Origin of the sequence: Agrobacterium sp. MCAB5, assembly GCF_052114365.1 — a bacterium.
Lineage (GTDB): Bacteria > Pseudomonadota > Alphaproteobacteria > Rhizobiales > Rhizobiaceae > Agrobacterium > Agrobacterium tumefaciens.
Genome location: NZ_JBFREP010000010.1, coordinates 12,788 through 32,581 on the forward strand (window position 1 = coordinate 12,788; position 19,794 = coordinate 32,581).

General features: G+C 58.7%; 17 protein-coding genes. 16 read left to right on the plus strand and 1 reads right to left on the minus strand.

The annotated features are described in order from the left end of the window. Positions 1-265: 265 nt before the first annotated feature. Positions 266-1,204 (minus strand): AraC family transcriptional regulator, encoded by a 939-nt coding sequence (locus AB4Z23_RS20200; RefSeq protein WP_013637579.1) that lies wholly within the window; start codon positions 1,202-1,204, stop codon positions 266-268. Positions 1,205-1,339: 135 nt separating this feature from the next. Here AB4Z23_RS20200 and AB4Z23_RS20205 point away from each other — a divergent pair, with 135 nt between their 5' ends. The 16 genes from AB4Z23_RS20205 to eutC all read left to right on the plus strand — a co-directional run bounded on the left by AB4Z23_RS20205 (position 1,340) and on the right by eutC (position 19,738). Then, on the plus strand, positions 1,340-2,590 hold the full coding sequence (locus AB4Z23_RS20205; protein ID WP_441360683.1) for an ABC transporter substrate-binding protein: 1,251 nt from the start codon (positions 1,340-1,342) through the stop codon (positions 2,588-2,590). 67 nt (positions 2,591-2,657) lie between these two features. Then, the gene (locus tag AB4Z23_RS20210) at positions 2,658-3,521 is read left to right on the plus strand and encodes a carbohydrate ABC transporter permease (protein ID WP_441360684.1); all 864 of its coding nucleotides are present in this window, start codon (positions 2,658-2,660) and stop codon (positions 3,519-3,521) included. Then, positions 3,518-4,336 (plus strand): carbohydrate ABC transporter permease, encoded by an 819-nt coding sequence (locus AB4Z23_RS20215; RefSeq protein ID WP_003516943.1) that lies wholly within the window; start codon positions 3,518-3,520, stop codon positions 4,334-4,336. The genes AB4Z23_RS20210 and AB4Z23_RS20215 overlap by 4 nt, the downstream gene beginning before the upstream one ends. Positions 4,337-4,343: 7 nt before the next feature. Then, positions 4,344-5,390, plus strand: a complete 1,047-nt coding sequence (locus AB4Z23_RS20220; RefSeq protein WP_112949062.1) for an NAD(P)-dependent alcohol dehydrogenase — start codon at positions 4,344-4,346, stop codon at positions 5,388-5,390. After that, positions 5,390-6,439 (plus strand): ABC transporter ATP-binding protein, encoded by a 1,050-nt coding sequence (locus tag AB4Z23_RS20225; RefSeq protein WP_441360685.1) that lies wholly within the window; start codon positions 5,390-5,392, stop codon positions 6,437-6,439. Before AB4Z23_RS20220 ends, AB4Z23_RS20225 begins: the two co-directional genes overlap by 1 nt. A gap of 867 nt (positions 6,440-7,306) precedes the next feature. Then, the gene (locus tag AB4Z23_RS20230; RefSeq protein ID WP_025591696.1) at positions 7,307-8,890 is read left to right on the plus strand and encodes an ABC transporter substrate-binding protein; all 1,584 of its coding nucleotides are present in this window, start codon (positions 7,307-7,309) and stop codon (positions 8,888-8,890) included. A gap of 71 nt (positions 8,891-8,961) precedes the next feature. Then, the gene (locus AB4Z23_RS20235) at positions 8,962-9,942 is read left to right on the plus strand and encodes an ABC transporter permease (protein WP_013637573.1); all 981 of its coding nucleotides are present in this window, start codon (positions 8,962-8,964) and stop codon (positions 9,940-9,942) included. Continuing rightward, positions 9,942-10,859 carry an ABC transporter permease gene (locus AB4Z23_RS20240; RefSeq protein WP_003516951.1) on the plus strand — a complete coding sequence of 306 codons (918 nt, stop codon included), beginning with the start codon at positions 9,942-9,944 and terminating at the stop codon, positions 10,857-10,859. The genes AB4Z23_RS20235 and AB4Z23_RS20240 overlap by 1 nt, the downstream gene beginning before the upstream one ends. Continuing rightward, positions 10,859-12,694, plus strand: coding sequence for a dipeptide ABC transporter ATP-binding protein (locus tag AB4Z23_RS20245; RefSeq protein WP_441360686.1), 1,836 nt, complete (start codon positions 10,859-10,861; stop codon positions 12,692-12,694). The genes AB4Z23_RS20240 and AB4Z23_RS20245 overlap by 1 nt, the downstream gene beginning before the upstream one ends. 58 nt (positions 12,695-12,752) lie before the next feature. After that, entirely contained in the window at positions 12,753-13,514 is a 762-nt protein-coding gene (locus AB4Z23_RS20250) for a DeoR/GlpR family DNA-binding transcription regulator (protein ID WP_013637571.1), read from the plus strand. Beyond that, positions 13,507-14,796, plus strand: coding sequence for a Zn-dependent hydrolase (locus tag AB4Z23_RS20255; RefSeq protein ID WP_441360687.1), 1,290 nt, complete (start codon positions 13,507-13,509; stop codon positions 14,794-14,796). Before AB4Z23_RS20250 ends, AB4Z23_RS20255 begins: the two co-directional genes overlap by 8 nt. Then, on the plus strand, positions 14,793-15,758 hold the full coding sequence (locus tag AB4Z23_RS20260; RefSeq protein WP_035200785.1) for a phosphotransferase: 966 nt from the start codon (positions 14,793-14,795) through the stop codon (positions 15,756-15,758). Before AB4Z23_RS20255 ends, AB4Z23_RS20260 begins: the two co-directional genes overlap by 4 nt. 47 nt (positions 15,759-15,805) lie before the next feature. Continuing rightward, positions 15,806-16,741, plus strand: a complete 936-nt coding sequence (locus AB4Z23_RS20265; protein WP_003516958.1) for a choline/ethanolamine kinase family protein — start codon at positions 15,806-15,808, stop codon at positions 16,739-16,741. Then, positions 16,741-17,529, plus strand: coding sequence for a histidinol-phosphatase (gene hisN / locus AB4Z23_RS20270; RefSeq protein WP_003516959.1), 789 nt, complete (start codon positions 16,741-16,743; stop codon positions 17,527-17,529). The genes AB4Z23_RS20265 and hisN overlap by 1 nt, the downstream gene beginning before the upstream one ends. A 9-nt stretch (positions 17,530-17,538) precedes the next feature. Then, positions 17,539-18,930 carry an ethanolamine ammonia-lyase subunit EutB gene (locus AB4Z23_RS20275; RefSeq protein WP_441360688.1) on the plus strand — a complete coding sequence of 464 codons (1,392 nt, stop codon included), beginning with the start codon at positions 17,539-17,541 and terminating at the stop codon, positions 18,928-18,930. A gap of 1 nt (position 18,931) precedes the next feature. Next, the gene (eutC, locus tag AB4Z23_RS20280) at positions 18,932-19,738 is read left to right on the plus strand and encodes an ethanolamine ammonia-lyase subunit EutC (RefSeq protein WP_441360689.1); all 807 of its coding nucleotides are present in this window, start codon (positions 18,932-18,934) and stop codon (positions 19,736-19,738) included. Positions 19,739-19,794: the final 56 nt, after the last annotated feature.

Here is a 19,794-nt window from a genome sequence, read left to right on the forward strand (position 1 = left end):
ATTTTTTAATCGTCTTTATCTCACCGGCAAGCAAATGCTTGGATATGGGCGAACCCGAATAGGACAATTGCGAACAGCCGCTCGATGCGACAGAGCTGAAGCAACAAATGCAGCGGCCGGCTGCCACCCCCCTCGCAAGACTGGTTCAGGGAAATGGAGATGCCAGTTTTGTTGTGAGCGAAGAGGCCGACATATCGAAGCGGCGGTGATACGATAAAAACCGATTGCAGCCCCAGGGATCGATGATATCTCGGCGCGACCACCATTAAATGGACTTAACCGGCACTCCTCCAATGACAGACTTGGCTCTTATGCGCGCGGCCTTTCGGTAGGCCCGGGGCGTGAGTCCCATCTCCATCCGGAAATAGCGATTGAAGTTCGACAGGTTGTTGAAGCCCGCCTCGAAACAGATATCGGTGATCGATATTTCGGTCTCCGCGAGAAGGGTTCTTGCTCGCCAGACGCGGACGGATCGGCTGTAGTCAGAAAAGTTCATGCCGGTTAGGCGCCGAAAGGCACGCGAGAAGGCGGACGGCTCGAAACCAACCATCGCAGCCACTTCATGCATCTGCGCACCAGGATCCGATTGCAGGATCTGGATTGCCTGGTCGATCCGTCGGTGCCTGCGGTCCGACACCTGGTTATAGACCGCTATGAAGTGTTCGCTGGCGAGCAACCTCTTTTCGGTGGCCGCTTCGATTGCCTCCAGTATCTCTAAAAACAGCCCGAGCCCACCACGGTGTCCCACCGCGTGAAGCTCGAGAATCTTCGCTCCAATCAAGAGCGCGTCGGCGCCCAGAACCTCGATCCCCCGTTGGGCCAGAGGCTTCAGCCGGTGGAGCACTTCGAACTCAGGGCATACTGCGCGAATACCGATCAGGGCATCCGCGTCGAATTGCAGGACCATGTCTCGGCCTGGCAAAGCCGGTGCACCGGGTGTGATCCAGTTGTGCGGCAGATTTGTCCCGGTTAGCACCAGATGCCCAGGCCGAAACGGGCCGATATAGTCCCCCACATAAGCAAATCCTGAAGCGTCAGGGATGAAGTGAATCTCCCATTCGGGATGATAGTTCCAGATGCAGATCGGATTGGGATAGTCGTCCCTCCGGATCAGATAGGAAGCGCCTCCGGGTAAGACGATCTGCTCGCGCGTGGCGGTGAAAGTCTCAGAGACTGTTTGAGGAAAGTCTGATGCAATAGGCATTCAATTGCTCATGTTACAGCGCACAAATGTCAATATAATACCAGTTCTGTGACGGAGGCAAACTAGTACGCGCCCGTCGCTTGCGTAAATGTGGGCTGGTCGATGGCAAGGGAGTTGCCATTCAGGGAGGACATCATGACACTCAACGCTCTCCGCGCCGGTTGCGCGGTTATCGCCATATTTGCCGCATCCAGCGCTTTTGCCGCCGCACAATGCACCAGCGACGTGCGTGTCCTGGCGCAGCCGCGCGATGGACTGACCCTTCTCGAGAAATATGTCGATGAGTTCGAAGAGCTCTCCGGCGCAGGCTTCGAGATCAGTTATCTCAACGAGAACGATCGCCGCGCGAAGTCGCAGGCCGACGCCTCGACGGTCGGAAGCTTCAACGTGTATTATGTTGATGAAGCCAATCTGGCGCTTTTTGCCTCGTCTGGCTGGATCGTCCCGCTTGATGGCTTTTATCCATCCGAATACGACTACAAAGACTTTGACGCCGGTATGCGCGCAGCTGCGACCTATGACGGCAAAGAATGGTTTGCACCGGTGCAGGGTGGCGGCGACCTGATGGTCTACCGTACCGACCTCCTGGAAAAGGCAGGCATCGCGCGGCCGAAGACCTGGGACGAATATTTCGCAGCCGTGCAGAAGCTGCATGATCCGGCCAACGGCGTCTACGGCACTGCGCTTCGCGGACAGCGCGGTTCAGGCGCCAACGTCTGGCGCTGGATGCCGTTCTTCAAAGCAAACGGCGGCGAGTGGTTCAAGGACGGCAAGCCGGCCTTCAATTCGGATGCCGCGGTAAAGGCGACAGAGACCTATCTCGAGCTCTTCAAATATTCGGCGCCGGGCACTCAGACCGGCTCTTGGGACGAGTCCACCGGCGCCTTCCGCTCCGGCAAGGTGGCGATCATCATCGAATCCGCACCCCTTGGCGGCATGTCCGTCGACAAGGCACAGAGCCAGGTTGCAGACAAGGTTGCGTTCTCCGTTCCGCCGTCGCCGCTGCCGGGGGCCGGTTACGCCCATGGTTTTGCAATCGCGTCCAAGGCCAACAAGACAGATGAGGAAAAGGCCTGCGCTGGTCTCTTTGTTGCCTGGGCAACATCCAAGGAACAGGAAGCCCGCCGCCTCGCCGCCGGCCAGCCGGGCGAGTTGACGCGCACAAGCACCTATCAGAGCCCGGAATACGCCAAGACCTTTGGCCAGAACCTTGCCGACGCCATGGCGGCGACCGGTCAAAAGACCACAGTCACCTTCTGGCAGGATCCGCGCTGGCAGGAATTGGGCAACCAGTGGGGCATCATGCTGGAAGAGCTGATCACCGGTAGCCGCACTGACATCAAGGCGACGCTGAACGACCTAGAAGCCTTCGCAGCCAAACTCTGACGCCTCCCAAGCCGTCTGACGGGCGCGTCTGATGACGCGCCCCCTTTTCCCAATCCGAGGATCTGCCATGCGCCGAGGCCGCTCGCTGCCTTACGTCTTTCTTGGGCCCAGTTTGGGTATCCTGATCATTCTGGCGCTCGTGCCGACGATCTACGCTATCAATATATCCCTGCAGAACCGGACCCTTTCGGCACCCGATGCAGACTATGTCTGGTTAGCCAATTATCTGGCGCTGTTTTCGGATGCCCGTTTCCTGAACGCGCTCTGGGTATCTTTCAAGTGGGAGGTTATCAGCGTCTCGTTGACCGTGGTGACGGGGGTTGCGCTCGGGATTGCCATGTTCGAGGCAGCGAGCCCCCGTATGCGCAACGTCCTTTGCGTGCTCTTCATCATTCCCGTTCTCCTGCCACGCGTGTGCGCCGCTTTTGTGTGGAAATTCGCCTTTCATCCGCTCTACGGCGCGCTGACCTGGCCGGTCAGGGAGCTCACCGGCATCACGCCCGACATTCTGTCGACGCCGCTCGGCGCCCTGCTTGCTGTTGCTTTCGTCGACGTCTGGCAATGGGGCTTGTTCTTTTCAGTGATCATCTTGAAGCTTCTCGAATCCCTGCCGCCTCAGCCGCTGGAAGCCGCACGCATAGATCGGGCGACCCGCTTCGAAATCCATCGTTTCGTGACCCTGCCGATGCTGAAAGCACCCTTGATCAGTCTGCTGCTGGTCAAGGTGATCGAGAGTCTTCGCTCCTTCGACCTCGTTTACGTCATGACGCGCGGCGGTCCCGGCATCTCAACCGAGACGCTTGACATGTATGCCTATTCCCAAGGCTTCATAGAAGCCGGCAAGATCTCCTATGCGTCCTCCATGGCCGTTATCATGATGGTCCTGACCATCGTCACCTTTACCTTTACCTGGAAGAGGCTGAACCGATGAAGATCTCCACCTTTCTGCTCAGGCTTTTGTTGGTTCTTGCCGCTGCACTTGTCGTGCTGCCACTCCTATGGACCCTGCTAAACGCCTTCAAGACCAATGCCGATCTGCTGGTGTCAACGCCAAAGCTTATCTTCCAGCCTGTCTTCGACAATATGAGTTATGTGCTCAATCGCCGCTCGGTGGCGCGCGCACTTACCAATTCGTTGATCATCTGCTCGAGTGCGGTCGTGCTTGGCGCCGTACTTGGTGTACCGGCGGCCTATGTGATTGCCCGGTTCAAGAACAGGATCACGGCGGAGGCGCAGTTCTTCGTTCTGTCGCTGCGCTTTCTGCCGCCCGTCGCGATCGCTATTCCCATGCTGGTCATCTGGCTCGGTCTTGATCTCTATGACACCCGGCTGTCGCTGATCGTGACCTATCTCATTGTGACAGCGTCGATCACCATCTGGCTTTCCGTGCCGGCTTTCGAGCGTGTCAGCCTTCACGTTGAAGAAGCTGCCCGGGTGGATGGGCTTGGCCCATATGCGACCTTCTTCCGCATCGCCCTGCCGATTGCCCGTTTCCAGGTCTTCGGCGCCATTGCCTTCTCCTTCGTCCTTGTCTGGAACGAGTTCCTGCTTGCCATGATGCTCACGACCTCGAAGGCAAAGACCCTGCCGATCATCGCGTCCGAGATGTCACAGCTCGGCATGAATGTGCCCTGGGGAATTCTGAACGCCGCCGTCGTCCTGTTGTCGCTGCCACCGCTGATCCTGCTCGGAGTGCTTGCCGGTGGCCTCAACGCCGCATTTTCCAAGAAAACTGACCAAGGTTGACTGACCCATGAAAGCACTTGTCCTCGAACATGTCGGCGAACTTTCCCTGCGCGATATCGAAATTCCTCAAGAGTTGGGGCCGGATGACGTTCGCATTCGTATCCATACTGTTGGCGTCTGCGGCAGCGACGTGCACTATTACACCCATGGTCGCATCGGTGACTTCGTCGTGAACGCGCCCATGGTTCTGGGCCACGAGGCGGCTGGAACCGTCACCGAGACCGGCGCCAATGTCACCCATCTGAAGCCCGGCGACCGCGTCTGCATGGAACCGGGCATCCCCGATCCGAAATCGCGTGCGTCGCGGCTCGGCCTCTACAATGTTGATCCTGCGGTGACATTCTGGGCAACGCCGCCAGTGCACGGCGTCTTGTGCCCGGAGACAGTCCATCCGGCAAGTTTCACCTACAAGCTGCCTGACAATGTCTCCTTCGCCGAAGGCGCGATGGTTGAACCATTTGCCGTGGGCATGCAGGCGGCGGCGCGGGCGAAGATCACGCCCGGCGATACGGCGGTTGTTACAGGCTGCGGAACCATCGGCATCATGGTGGCACTGGCCGCCCTTGCCGGCGGCTGCTCGCGAGTGCTGATCTCGGACATTTCCGCAACAAAGCTTAAACTGGCCGAAAGTTATGGCGGCATCACTGGTATCAACCTCAAGGAGGTGGATCTCATTGAGACCGTCAACGACGCGACAGAAGGCTGGGGAGCCGATATCGTCTTTGAATGCTCCGGCGCACCGGCCGCGGTCCGTGATCTCTTCAAGGTCGTGCGCCCGGGCGGAACAGTCGTTATCGTCGGTCTGCCGCCCGAACCCGTCGCGGTAGACCTTGCGGCGGCCTGCTTCCGCGAATGCCGTATTGAAACGGTTTTCCGCTACGCCAACGTGTTTGACCGTGCACTGGCGCTGATCGCCGCAGGCAAGGTCGACCTGAAGCCATTGGTTTCCGGCACCTATGCCTTTGATCAATCGATCAAGGCCTTCGAAAGGGCGGCCGAAGGCCGGCCAGAGGACGTAAAGCTGCAGATCGTCGTGGACGGGGAGACGAAGTGATGGCCACTGTTGAGTGCCGGGGGATCAGGAAAGTCTATGGTTCGCTTGAGGTCATGCGGGATTTTGACCTGAAGATCGACAACCACGAATTCGTCGTCTTTCTCGGCCCGTCAGGCTGCGGAAAATCCACCATGCTGCGGATGATTGCCGGGCTTGAAGAGATTTCAGGCGGTGATCTGCTCATCGGCGGCGAGCGGATGAACGATCGCGATCCGGGTGACCGGGGCATCGCCATGGTGTTCCAGAACTACGCGCTTTACCCCCATATGAGTGTGCGGGACAATATCACTTTCGGTCTCGAGAGGGCCGGAATAGGAAAAGCCGCGATCGATCAGCGCCTGGCGCCTGTGGTCGACGCGCTCGGTCTTGGCGTCTATCTTGCGCGCAAGCCGACGGAACTGTCCGGCGGCCAGCAGCAGCGTGTGGCCATCGCCCGCGCCATGATCAAGACCCCGGAGGTCTTCCTGTTTGACGAACCGCTTTCCAACCTTGATGCCAAGCTGCGCGGAAGCCTGCGGGTCGAGATCGCGCGCCTCCACCGCGACCTGAAAACGACAAGCATATATGTCACTCACGACCAACTCGAAGCCATGACGCTTGCCGACCGTATTGTCCTGATGAAGGACGGCCGTATTGAGCAGATGGGCACGCCCGAAGAAATTTATCAGGCGCCTCGGACAGTGTTTGCTGCCGGCTTCATAGGCACACCGAACATGAATTTCCTTCAGTTGCAGATGACGCAGGAGTGGCTGGGCGACAATTTTGTCAGGTTTACAGCTCCGGCAGGCCTCCGTTCCGGTGAGGTTACCGTTGGAATTCGGCCCGGATCATTTCGCATAAACCAGGATGCTCAAGCCTTTCGCGGCACCGTCGAGCGGAACGAGTTCCACGGTGAGACACGTCTGATCTGCCTGAAAAACGACCGCCACGAGATCAATATTTCTGTTCCTGCAGACATAAGACCCGCCATCGGCGAGGTGCTTGGTGTTGAAGTGGCATCGTCCGACCTACATGTGTTTGATCCCGGCACGGGACTGAGGTTGATTTAGACCCACTCAGGTGGGACCTTCAATCACGTCGCGCAGGGCAACTGGACGCCTAAAATCCGCCTGGCCTTTGGCGGATGGCCTGTGACCGGGGCCGCAAAACGTCCTTCGATCCTGGTAGGTCGGTTACCCTGAAGAGACGGGCAGCGCCAGGCTGATATCAGCCGTAAACACGCAATATGCAGGCTGCTATTTATGACCGAACGGTTGCCATACCGAGCGGCCTTACCAGTGAGGTCGGCAAGCATGGCCTAAACCTCTCGGGCGGTGAAAGACAGCCAATTGCCATGGCAAGAGCCTTCTTCTGGTCCTGCTCTTATTTTCCTTACTGAGGCCAGGCCAGCGTGAAACGACGGAACCGACAGCCCCTGCCGGCGACGTCACTATAACCGCGATCACCCATCGTAGAGCATTAATCACTATGAAGGATGAAGTGATCAACTGAGGCGGCAGAGAGATGAGACCGCAGCAAAAATGCGGGCGGGCATGCACGAAATGGATCGGCGGATGTACTGCCCGCTGTTGATCTATTCACGCCATCAAAAGAGCAAACGAAATATTCAGTTGAACTCTCGTGAGAGTTTCAATCCGGCGGCGCTTGCAATCATCGTCGCTGTCCGTTTCGGACACATCCTGACAACGGATCAGCATCCCCCGATTCAACGGCAGAAATGACCCCGTAATTTTAGCGATCCGGCTGGTCGCTTAAATCTTTCTCATTCGACCAATAAATGGTCAAATCCCACAAATTGCATCGAACCAAAAGCGCGATTCTTGCAGGAAATCGAGATTGGCACGCTGTTTGCTTGTGACTGATTTGACCGTTTTGACTGATTTGACGGTTTATTAAAAATAGAAAAGGGGAACTCGATGGGTTCAGAATTCAGTCGTCGTCGCTTCCTGCAAGGATCCGCGGGCGCAGCCGCCGTCGCTGGCTACATGCAGATCAATCCTGACTTCTTCATCTCGCCGGCCTTCGCACAGGCCGGCAAGACCATGACGTTCCTGTCGGCCGAAAACATCACCGGCAACTGGGACCCGACCGCTCATACGACACTTTCTCAGAAGAATATCGAAGGTTTCGTCATGGGCTTTCTTACCCGCACGCCGATGAAACTCGATGATCCAGGCGCGGTGGTTTACGAACTGGCCACCGACATCAAGCTGCTTGACCCGCACCGGCTACAGATCAAGCTGCGCGAAGGCATCGTCTTCCATGATGGCAAGCCGTTCAAGGCAGAAGACGTCAAGGCAACCTTCGAATACGGCTCCAGGGCAGATCGTCCGGCGCAGTGGTATCCCGGCCCGACCGAGACGCTGACGATCGAAACACCTGACGATTACACCGTCATCGTCGACACATCCAAGGGCGGCTATCCGGCCCATCTCTTCATCTTTCTTGCGTCGTTCCTGCCGATCATGTCGGCCAAGGATGTCGCCGGCGGCCCCGGCGGCCCGCTCTCCCAGCGGCTCAACGGCACCGGTCCTTTTAAATTCGTCGAACAGCGCGGCAACGACACCGTGATGCAGGCCTATGACGGCTACTTCAAGGGCAAGCCGGCCATCCCCGGCATCAACTTCACCTTCACCGGCGATTCCACCACCCGTATGTTGTCGCTGATGAACGGCCAGGCTTCGATCGTTGAACGTCTGGAGCCTGAACAGGTTGACACGATCAAGGACAATCCGGCGATTTTCATCAACAAGGTCGTTTCGGTCGAGAACAAGTATCTGTGGTTCCGCTGCTCGAAACCGCCTTTCGACGATCCGCGTATCCGTCTTGCCGCCTGCCATTCGATCGATCGCGACATGATCATGGAACTGATGGGCTCGGCCGGCCATGCCTCGTCGAACTTCGTCTCGCCGGTCAAATTCGGCTATGTCGATCTGGCGAACTACCCGAAATTCGACCCCGAGAAGGCCCAGGCCCTGCTCGCCGAAGCCGGTTTCCCAAACGGCAAGGGCCTGCCGCCACTGGAATACATCACGTCCGTCGGCTTCTATCCAAAGACCAAGGAATATGGCGAGATGCTGACCGCCATGCTGCAGGAGCAGGGATTTAATGTCAGCCTGACCGTGCTTGAACCTGCGGCCTGGAACGAGCAACTGTATCATCGCCCCGGTGGCGGCCCGGGCCATATGGTCGATTGCGGCTGGTCGACAGCGTCTCCGGAGCCGGATCTGGTCCTGCGCACCCATTTCCATTCCACCTCGCACCGCATCTGCGGAATCGAGGACAAGGAGATCGATGCCAGCCTCGACAAGGAACGTTCGGCACCGACGCTGGAAGAGCGCAAGAAGATCCTTCAGGAAGAGACCATGCCTCTCATCACCGCCAAGATGCCGGCACTCTCGCTGTTCACATCCGTGATGATCCACGCAATGCAGAAGGACTTTGAGGGCATGTACATCTATCCCGACGGGTCGATCGACGCGGCCAAACCTGCTGCCTGACCGTGATCAGCCACACGCCGCGATCAGGCGGCGTGTGGACTTGCCCGTGACTTTTCGAGCGGAGTGACTGAATGTTTGCCGTGAACTTCCTGATGCGACGCCTCATGCAGGGCGCCATCATCATATTCCTTGTGTCCTTGCTGATCTTTACCCTCTTGCGGGTGGTGCCGGGTGACCCGGTACGCCTTATGGCGGGCGGCATGGCGCCCGAAGCACTGATCGAAAAGATCGCAACCGACATGGGCCTTCGCGATCCCATATTGGTGCAATTCGGTCGCTACATGGGCGGTGTGGTTCGTGGCGATCTTGGCCAGTCCTTCGTGCGCCCGGCAAACGGCGCCTCGACCGGTGGCGCGACATTCAACGACTCAACTCGCGGCGAACGAGCAAAGGTCTTCGACCTGATTTTCGATGCACTTCCAATGACGCTTCAACTGGCGGCCGTGACGCTGGTGATTGCACTGATCTTCTCGGCAATCATCGGCATTGCCGGCGGGCTTGCGATCGGCAGATGGCCAGACAAGCTTGCCTTCTACATCTCATCGATATTCATCTCGCTGCCAAATTTCTGGCTTGGCATCGTTCTGGCATTGCTTTTCTCGGTGAAGCTCGGATGGCTTCCTGCCATTGGCTATCAGGGCTTTGCCTACACAATCCTGCCGGCAATCGTGCTGGCGGTCGAATTGTCTCCGGTGCTGATCCGCACGCTGGTCAGTTCCGTATCCAGCCAGATGATGGAGCCCTATGTGGCAGTCGGACGCGTTCGTGGCCTGAGCCGTTCGCGGATCATCTCCAACCATGCCCTGCGCAACGCCTCGGTGCCGCTTCTCAACCTGCTCGGTGTGCAATTCTCCAGCCTGCTCGGCGGGGTCATCATCGTCGAATATATCTTCGATTATCCCGGGCTCGGCCTTCTGACCATCAATGCCGTGCTGCAGCGCGACTTTCCGTTGATCCAGGGTATCGCGATCGTCACGAGCGCCATTTTTGTACTGATCAACATTGTCGTCGATCTCGTCGCAACAACCATCGATCCGAGGCTTGAATACTGATGTCCATCACATCCGCACTCGACACCCCGATCATTTCGAAAATGGCAAGCCGCTCGATTGCGCGCCGCATATTCGATCGCGCCGCATCGACGCCCGGTTTTCGCATTGGCCTTGCGATCTTCCTGCTGCTTGCGATTGCCGCCGCACTTTATCCGGAAATCAGTGGCGTCGACCCGACCAAGATGGATGTGAAGGCCCGCCTTCTGCCGCCACTTTTCTTCGGCGACAACTGGAGCTGGGGCCACCCGCTTGGCACCGATCAGATTGGCCGCGACATGCTGGTGAGGTCGCTTGTCGGCCTGCGTTATTCCTTCCTGATCGGGATTGCATCGGTTGCAGTGACACTCATCATCGGCTGTGCCCTCGGCACGATCGCCGGTTACTTCGGCGGTCGTATCGACATGCTGATCATGCGTCTGACCGATGCGCAGCTATCTATCCCGATGATCATTCTGGCGATCGCCGTTCTTGGCGTGTCGCGCCCGACAATTCCGGCCATCGTCCTAGTGCTTGGTCTCTCAAGCTGGCCGGTCTATGCGCGCATCATGCGCAGCATTGTAATGACGGAAAGGCAGCGGGAATATGTGCGCGCTGCCAAACTTGGGGGCTCGACCGATTTCCGCATTATCGTCAGCCTCCTTCTGCCGCTGCTCCTGCCGCCGGTGATCTTCACCTCGGTGCTTGATGTAGCACGCATGATGATCTTTGAATCGACACTCGGCTTCCTCGGCCTGGGTGTCCAGCCACCGACGCCGACCTTCGGCAATATCATTGCCGATGGCCGAAAGTATCTTCTGAACGCCTGGTGGATCGCTACCATGCCCGGCATTTTCCTCGGCCTCACTTTAACCAGCATCAATCTCATAGGCGCTTCGCTGGAACGGGCCCGCAACACCATTCACGGAGGGTCCGAGTGATGATCAAGCCGCTTCTTGAGCTGAATAACCTCACCGTTAATGCCGGTCGCTCGGACAAGGCGAAGATTATTCTGGACAATATCTCCTTCAGCCTCGCGCCGCGAGAGATCGTCGGTGTGGTCGGGGCCAGCGGAGCCGGAAAGACGGTGCTGTCCAAGGCAGTCGTCAACTGGCTGGAACCGCCGCTTTCCGTGCGTTCCGGCAGCGTCCTCTTCGAAGGCAATGATATTTACGGCATCTCCGAGAACGAGATGCGTACCCTGCGCCGCCGGGTCGCCTATGTCGGCGCCAACCCGATGGGTGCACTCGATCCGACGCTGCCGGTCGGCGTCCAGATCGTCGAGAAGCTGCGTGCGGTCGTTCCAGGAACCTCGCGGAAAGAGGCGGAAAAGCGCACGATCGAGCTTCTGGAGGCCGTCCGCATTCCCTCGGCCCGCAGCCGTTTCAGCGACTACCCTTCGCAGTTTTCCGGCGGCATGATGCAGCGCGCACTGATCGTTGATGCGTTGGTAACGAACCCGGCGCTGCTGATTGCAGATAACGTCACCCAGCCGCTCGATGTTACCGTCGCAGCCCAGGTCATCCGTCTGATGAAGGAACTGACAGATGGTTTCAATACCGCTGTGCTGTTCGTCTCCTCCTCCCTTCCCGTTGCCCGCGAAGCCTGCAACCGGATTTTGGTGATGGAGAAAGGTCGCATCGTCGAGGAACAGGAAACCGAAAGGCTGATCGCCGCCCCTGCATATGCCTATACGAAGGAGCTTGTCGAACAGACGCCGAAGATCTGGATCGAAAAGACCGAGATGCCGCGTCTCAACGACAAACGCGACGTTGTCTTGAGCCTGCGCGATGCCTCACAGGTCTACAGGGTAAAGAAGAAGACCGGCTTCGGTGGCTTCAACCATGTGCGTGCGGTTCGCAACGTCACCTTCGATGTCCGGCGCGGCGACAGTTTCGCGATCGTCGGTGAATCCGGTTGTGGCAAGTCGACGCTGATGCGGCTTCTGAGCAGGCTGGAACTGCCGAGCTCCGGCCAGGTTCTATGCGGTGCCGACGATATCGCCATGCTTGGTGGCAAAGACCTTCTGACCTTCCGCAAGAAGCTGCAAATGGTACTGCAGGATCCGTTCGGCTCCCTGCCGCCACGCACATCGGTCGGGAAGATGCTGGAGGGCCCGCTTCGCACGCACGGATGGAAGGACAGTGCCAAAATTCGTGAGCGGGTGCTCAAGGTCATGGGCGAAGTCGGCCTCTCCGCCGATCTCTACGAGGAATTGCCGATCGGCCTGAGTGCCGGCCAGCGCCAGCGCATCAATGTTGCCCGTGCGCTGGTTCTGGAGCCTGAAATACTGATCATGGACGAAACGCTTTCTGCCCTGGACCAGACAGAACAGTTCAAGCTTCTCGATCTTTTCCAGAAGCTGCAGAAGGAATACGACCTCACTTACATCTTCATCTCCCACGACCTTGCGATGGTCCGCAAGGTCTGCAACCGTGTGGCGGTAATGTATCTCGGCGAGGTCTTCGAACTGGCTGATAACGAGCGGTTGTTCTTCGATCCCGGACATCCTTATACAATGGCGTTGCTCAGCGCGATGCCGACACTTGAAGAACGCCGCTACAAGGCGGAAGACTGCCTTCTGGAAGGTGAACCGCCAAGCCCGATCGATATTCCTCCAGGTTGCAGCTTCAAGTCGCGCTGTCCGCGTGCGATGGAGAGATGCGGCAGCCTGCAGCCCGCGCTTACCGCGCGTGGCAGCCAGGATTTCGCCGCCTGTCATCTCATCCAGCCATTGGCTCTCGATGACGCAACCCGTCAAATGGCTTTAGCCTGACCATGGTTGCGGCGCCACAGACGGGGCCGCAACGATCACTAGAATCCAGGGTGCATTCATGAGTTTCACCGAACATCGCCTCAAGCTTATCCTCGACATGCTGAAGCAAACCCAGCGCGTCAATGTGAGGGAGCTTGCCGATTATCTGCAGGTCAGCCAGGAGTCGATCCGGCGCGACCTCAAGGAACTTGAGATGCGCGGTTATGCCCGCCGCGTCTATGGCGGCGCGGTCCTTGACCAGCAGGAAAGCGATCAGCCGTTTACCGACCGACTGCGTGTCAGCTCACGCGAGAAAGCCAAGATCGGCGAGGCCGCAGCGTCGCTGGTTGAGGACGGCATGAAGGTGTTCATCGATACCGGCACCACAACGATTGCCTGCCTGAAACATATCGAGACGCGCAAGGACTTGACCGTTGTCAGCAATTCGCTGGCGGTCGCAGCCCACTTCTTCAATCTGCCGCAGGCAAGTGTGCGGGTTCTTGGCGGTCGCATGCGCCCAGATTATCAGGCGACATACGGCCATGAGACCGTGGCCGCGCTGAAGGAGCATTTCTTCGATCTCGCGATCATCGCCATCAGCGCCATTCACGCCGAACGCGGGTTCATGGATTTCGGCGAGGACGAGGCGATCCTGCGCCGCGTCGCCAAGGCCCAGGCAAAACGTTCGATCATTGTTGCCGACAGTTCCAAGTTTGGGCGCCTCGGCTCCATCCACACATTCGGCCTCAGCGAAATCGACGCGGTGGTGACCAGCGGCGTCATCGCGCGGGAATTTTCAGATCAATTCAATCAATCCAAAGTGGAAATCATACATGCCTGACGTCTCCTCCTCCCCTGTCCCGATCAATGCCGAGCGGCTCCAGATGCTGATGGAGACCCTCTCCACTTTTGGCGGCGGCCCCGATGGCTCGATGACCCGCCTGACGCTTTCCAGGGAAGACGGAATGGCGCGCGACTGGCTGGGGCACTGGTTTGCCGAAAACGGCTTCGAGCAGGCCGTGGACTCGATCGGCAACCAGTTCGGCAAGATGACCTTGGCGGGCGCAAATGCGCCCGTCGTCATGGTCGGCTCCCATATCGACAGCCAGCCGAACGGCGGCCGGTTCGACGGAGCGCTTGGTGTCATCGCCGCCTGCGAGGCGGTTTTGTCCGTCAGCGAACGTCTCAAGGCGGAAGGCAGGTTGTCCGCCTGCAACTTCCAGATCGTCAACTGGACCAATGAGGAAGGCGCCCGTTTCCAGCCGAGCCTGCTCGGCAGCAGCGTGTTTACCGGCGCCATTGACCTGGAATGGGCGCTGGAACGGGCCGACGGTGATGGCATTACGGTGCGCCAGTCGCTGGACGAGATCGGTTATGCTGGCAAGGAAAAGGTGGAAATTCCCGACGCATTGATCGAGCTGCATATAGAAGGTGACACGACGCTCAGCCGCGCCGGGGAGCGGTTCGGTATCTTCACGCGGTTCTGGGGCGCGACAAAATATCGCCTCGCCTTCCATGGACGCCAGGCACATACCGGCGCAACCCCGATGGCAGATCGCAAGGATGCGCTGCTTGCTGCTGCCTATCTGATCGCCGATCTCAAGCAGATATCGACCGAACACGGGCTGGACCTGCATACGTCGGTTGGCCGCCTGGAAGTCTTCCCCAATTCACCCAATGTCGTGCCGGCCGAAGCCGTGCTGTTCATCGAGCTGCGCTCGGGATCGCCAGACGTCCTGACGGAGGCGGAACGCAAGATGAAGATCAAGATCGAGGAAGCGGCGATGAAAGCCGGCGTCACCGCGGAGGTCCGCTCCATCGACCGCCGCAAGGCGGGAAGGTTCGCACCGGGCCTGGTGACGCTTGCGCAAAGTGCTGCGGCGCATCTCGGCCAGAGCGCCCGTCACCTCGATACGATCGGCGGCCATGATGCCGTTGCCGTTTCCGATGTCTGCCCGGCGGTGGTTCTGGCGGTTCAGAGCCGTGACGGCGTCATCCACCACCCGACCGAGTATACCTCGCCTGAAGACCAGGCCCTTGGCACGCAGATAGTGGCGGACATGCTTTACAAGATCGCCTGCGAAGGTTTGAAAGTTGTCGAACTCAGCGAGGCTGCCGAATGAAGAGATCGGGCTCTCCTCAATCACCGATGGAAGCCCGCGCGGAGAAGGCGCTTTCAGTCTTTTCCGCAGTGATTGGCGACACCCCTTCCTATGCGCCGGCGACGGCAGCTGTCGCATCGCCGTCCTATCATGCCGTCGAATCCTGCGGTTTCGTGGTCGCGCCGACAGACGGGGAGGCACGTTATTTCCTGCGTCTCGGTGCCGATGAGGTAACCGATCTCGTGGATGCCGAGACCGCAAATGCTGCGGCACACCGTTTTCACAGCCTTGGTCTTTCGCCAGAGCCGATTGGTTACGATGCCGGGACGGCCAGCATGCTGTTTGCCCGACTTGGCGACGGCTGGCGAGCGGCAAGGATCGACGATCTGATGAAGCCGCAAACTGTTGCCCGCCTGATCGAGATGCAGACGACGATCGCAGGGAGTGTTTCCACTGGCCGAACATGGTCAGTCTTCGACGGCATCGATCAGCTCTGGGCGATCGTGAGTGCCGATGCCACCAGCCTGCCCGGCGATGTCGAATGGATGCTCTCCTGGATGACGCCGATCCGCGAGGCAGTTTCAGCGGCCGGCGTGGACCTGAAACCGGCCCATGGTGATCCGCAGGCTTCGAATGTCATGCTGGGCCCAGACGGGAAAATGCAGCTCGTGGACTTCGACATGGCTGCCGACATCGACCCCTACTACCAGCTCGGCGTTCAGATGAACGAACTCTACCAGTTCGAAAGCCAGATGAGGCCGTTGTTGGAAATGCACGATGGAGGTTTCAGCGAAAGAAACTTCAACCGCTGCCGTGTCTATGCGGCGGCAGACGACCTCTACTGGGCGTTGCGCAGCCTCGTACTGGAGCTTCGTTCGCCGCCGCGGGGTGTCGAATTCCTGAAATATGCCGGCTGGCGGTTCCTGCGTTGCCGAATGCTGCTCGGCCAGCCGGATTTCGAGGCCAGGCTGAGAGCGCTCTAGGCATACGAGAACGATAACGGGCTAGAAACAATAACGGGAACAAGCCTATGAATGAACTGGGAATGGCACGATCCGATGCCGAACGGGCAGTTGAGGCTGCAATCATCCAGGTACCACCTTGGGAAGGACGGCGGCTGCGCTACAGTCCGGTTTCCGGCGGAATCAGCAACACCAATTTCCGCATCGAGGTCGAAGGTGAAGAGCGTGGCTATTTTCTAAAGATTCCCGGCCGCGGCACCGAGATGTTCATCGATCGCAAGGCCGCCGCTGCCGCCAGCAAGCAGGCGGAAGTGATCGGAATCGGCCCGAAGACATTCGACTATCTCGATCACCTCGACATCGAAATCGCCGAGTTCATCGACGGTCGCCGCGCCTCGACACATAGGGATTTTGCAGACCCGGCGATCCGCAACGAAGCGGTGCGCGTCTATCGGCAGTTTCACGATGCCCCTGCCCTGCCCCTGACAAAAACCGTCTTCGACATGATCGAGGAACATTTCGACCAAGTGCGCCAGCTTGACGGCCACTGGCCGCTCGACCACGACTGGCTCTTGCGCAACTACAGACAGGCGCGCGCCGCGCTTGAGGCATCCGGGCTCGATCTGGTTCCCTGTTTCAACGACCCGATGCCGGGCAATTTCCTGATCGGTGAAGACAAGTCGATCAAGCTGATCGATTTCGAATATGCGTCGAACAATGAGAGGCTCTACGATCTCGCGATCTGGAGTGGCGAGATGTTCTATTCCGAGGCGACCGACTGCGAGATAATCGAGGAGTATTTCGGTCGTTACGACAAGGCGCATCACGCTCGCTTCATCGTCCACAAGGCACTCGCCGACATCAAGTGGAGCACCTGGGCGATGGTACAAAACCGGATATCGACCCTCGATTTCGACTTTTACAAGTACGGAATCTGGAAGCATATGCGCGCCCGCTCGATTATCCACGATCCCCGTTGGCCCCTGTTCCTGAAAGCCCTTTGATGCCCGTCACCGATATCAGCCCGCAAGAAGCTGCGACCTATATCACCTTCGCCGCGGAACTTGCCGACGCCGCGCGTCCGCTGGCGCTCTCCTATTTCCGGACCCCGCTCGACGTTATCTCAAAACTCGACGATAGCCCGGTGACAATCGCCGACCGGGCGATCGAAAAACATCTCCGCGAGATGATCGAGGCGCGCTTTCCCGATCACGGCATCCATGGTGAGGAGTTCGGCGTAAAGGAAGGTAACGCCTTTACATGGGTGCTGGACCCGATCGACGGCACCAAGAGCTTCATCACCGGTTTTCCGCTGTTTGGTACGCTTGTCTCACTGACATTTCAGGAAAAGCCATTCTGTGGTCTGATCGATATTCCAGCCACCGGCGAACGCTGGCAGGGCCGGCCGGGAGAGACACTCTTTGCTGGCAAGCCGGCCCACGCCAGCGGCTGCGAAAACCTCTCCAGCGCCCGTTTTTATACGACTTCGCCGGACATGTTCGTGGACAGCGAAGCTGAAAGCTTCGAGCGTCTCTCCCGCAAAGCCAGGCTGCGGCGTTTCGGTGGAGACTGCTACATCTATGGTCTGATCGCTTCCGGCCATTGCGACATCGCTCTCGAGACGGGACTTCAACCTTACGACTACATGGCTCTCGTGCCCGTTGTGACGGGTGCCGGCGGATGCATTACGGACTGGCGGGGCAATGCGCTTTCGATCCATTCCGACGGACGGGTTCTGGCGTCGGCCACCCCGAGACTTCATGACGAAGCCCTGGCCCTCCTCAACCGGTGACGTGAACAAATGCCCTATACGACGACAATCGAGCAGACTGTCTTCCGCTTTGATGATCTGAAAATGCTGCTGGCGAAAGCAACCCCGGAGCGCTCCGGCGACCAGCTGGCCGGCATTGCGGCGCAAGGCCCGGTCGAGCGCTTGGCAGCCCAGATGGCGCTGGCCGATCTCCCCTTGAAGGCATTTCTCGGCGAGGAGCTCATTTCGTCGGAGGATGACGAGGTTTCCCGACTGATCGCGCAACGGCACGATCCGGCAGCCTTTTCCGCAGTTTCCTCGCTTACTGTCGGTGAATTGCGCGAATGGCTGCTCAAGCCCGAGACGTCGCATGAGCGGCTGGAGGCGGTGACCTTTGGACTGACGCCGGAAATGGTCGCGGCCGTGTCGAAGATCATGCGCCTGCAGGACATGATAGCTGTTTCTGCCAAGCGACGTGTCGTGACGCGATTCCGAAACACGATCGGGCTCGCCGGGCGGCTTTCCACCCGCAACCAGCCCAACCACCCGACCGATGACAGCCGCGGCATCATAGCGTCTGCCATCGACGGGCTGCTGATGGGGTCGGGAGATGCCGTGATTGGCGTCAATCCCGCGACCGATGCGACGGATGACTATATCCGCATCGTTTCCTTGCTCGACGAATTGCGGGAAAAGCTTGCGATCCCGACACAGACCTGTTGCCTTGGCCATGTAACGACGGCGATCCAGGCAATCGAACGGGGTGCGCCGGTCGATCTCGTCTTCCAGTCGGTGGCGGGATCGGAAAAGGCCAATCGCGGCTTCGGCATCGATCTGGCGCTTCTGAAGGAGGCACATGAGGCGGGGCGGTCGCTTGGTCGTGGCATGCCGGGCGCAAACGTCATGTATTTCGAGACTGGGCAGGGCGCGGCGCTTTCGGCCGATGCGCATTTCGGCGTCGACCAGCAGACGATGGAGGCACGTGCCTATGCCGTGGCGCGCGAGTTCGATCCACTGCTCGTCAATACGGTCGTCGGTTTCATCGGGCCGGAATACTTGTTCAACGGCAAGCAGATCATCCGTGCCGGCATCGAGGATCATTTCTGCGGCAAGCTCCTTGGCCTGCCGATGGGCGTCGACGTCTGCTACACCAACCATGCCGATGCTGATCAGGAAGATATGGATACGCTGTTGACGCTCCTCTGCGCAGCCAATGTCAATTTCGTCATCACCGTTCCCGGCGCCGACGATATCATGCTGAACTACCAGTCGCTATCGCATCACGATGCCGTCTATTGCCGCGAGACGCTGAAACGGCCACCCGCACCAGAGTTCGAGAAATGGCTTTTCGAAGTCGGCCTGACCGATCCAGATGGCGCGCTGGTCGGCGAGCCTGTCGCGCTTTCCAATTATGTCCGCAACAGCGCATTGATCGGAGCCTGACATGGAAGAGGTGAGAGAACCCACTGCTGCCGGAAAAAACCTCACTATCAAGGATATGACCGATGCGCGTGTTTCGCTCGGCCGTCATGGCGCGGGTCTTCCGACACGCGCTCAACTTGCCTTCCTTCTCGACCACGCGCGGGCACGCGAAGCGGTCTGGACGAGCGTCGACCGGCCCTCGCTGGCAGACAGGCTCGATCGTCTCGGCCTTCCGGCTGTCAATGTCGATAGCATGGCAAGTGACCGCAGCACCTATGTGCGGCGGCCGGATCTTGGCCGGCGGCTTGCGGCGGAATCCGAAAAACGGCTGAAACATGAGAGAACGATCAATGGCTATGATGTCGCAATTATCGTCGCGGATGGCCTGTCGTCCCACGCGATCGATCTCAATGCCGTGCCGTTGATCGAGGCGCTTGTTCCGAAGCTCGCTATCCTGAACCTGACCGCTGCACCAGTTGTGCTGGCGAGCCAGGCGCGCGTCGCGCTCGGCGATCCTGCCGGTGAGGCATTAGGTGCAAAACTGACGATCGTGCTTGTCGGCGAACGTCCGGGACTTTCAGCTGCCGACAGCCTCGGTGCTTACATCACTTACGGTCCCAAGTCGGGAAACCTGGATTCCCGCCGAAATTGTGTCTCCAATATCAGGGATGGTGGTCTGCCGGTCTGCGAAGCTGCCGAGATCATTGCGACGCTGACCAGGGATATGATGAGGACCCGCGTCAGTGGCGTGGCGCTCAAGGCTGCCATGGTGGAGTTTCTCGAAAGACATGACAATTCGCTTCCAGCTAAAGACCTACTGACAATTTGAAGTCTTCGCGGTGCGAAGCCTTCGGGACGTGGCCCATCTGCTTTGGAAGGATTGCG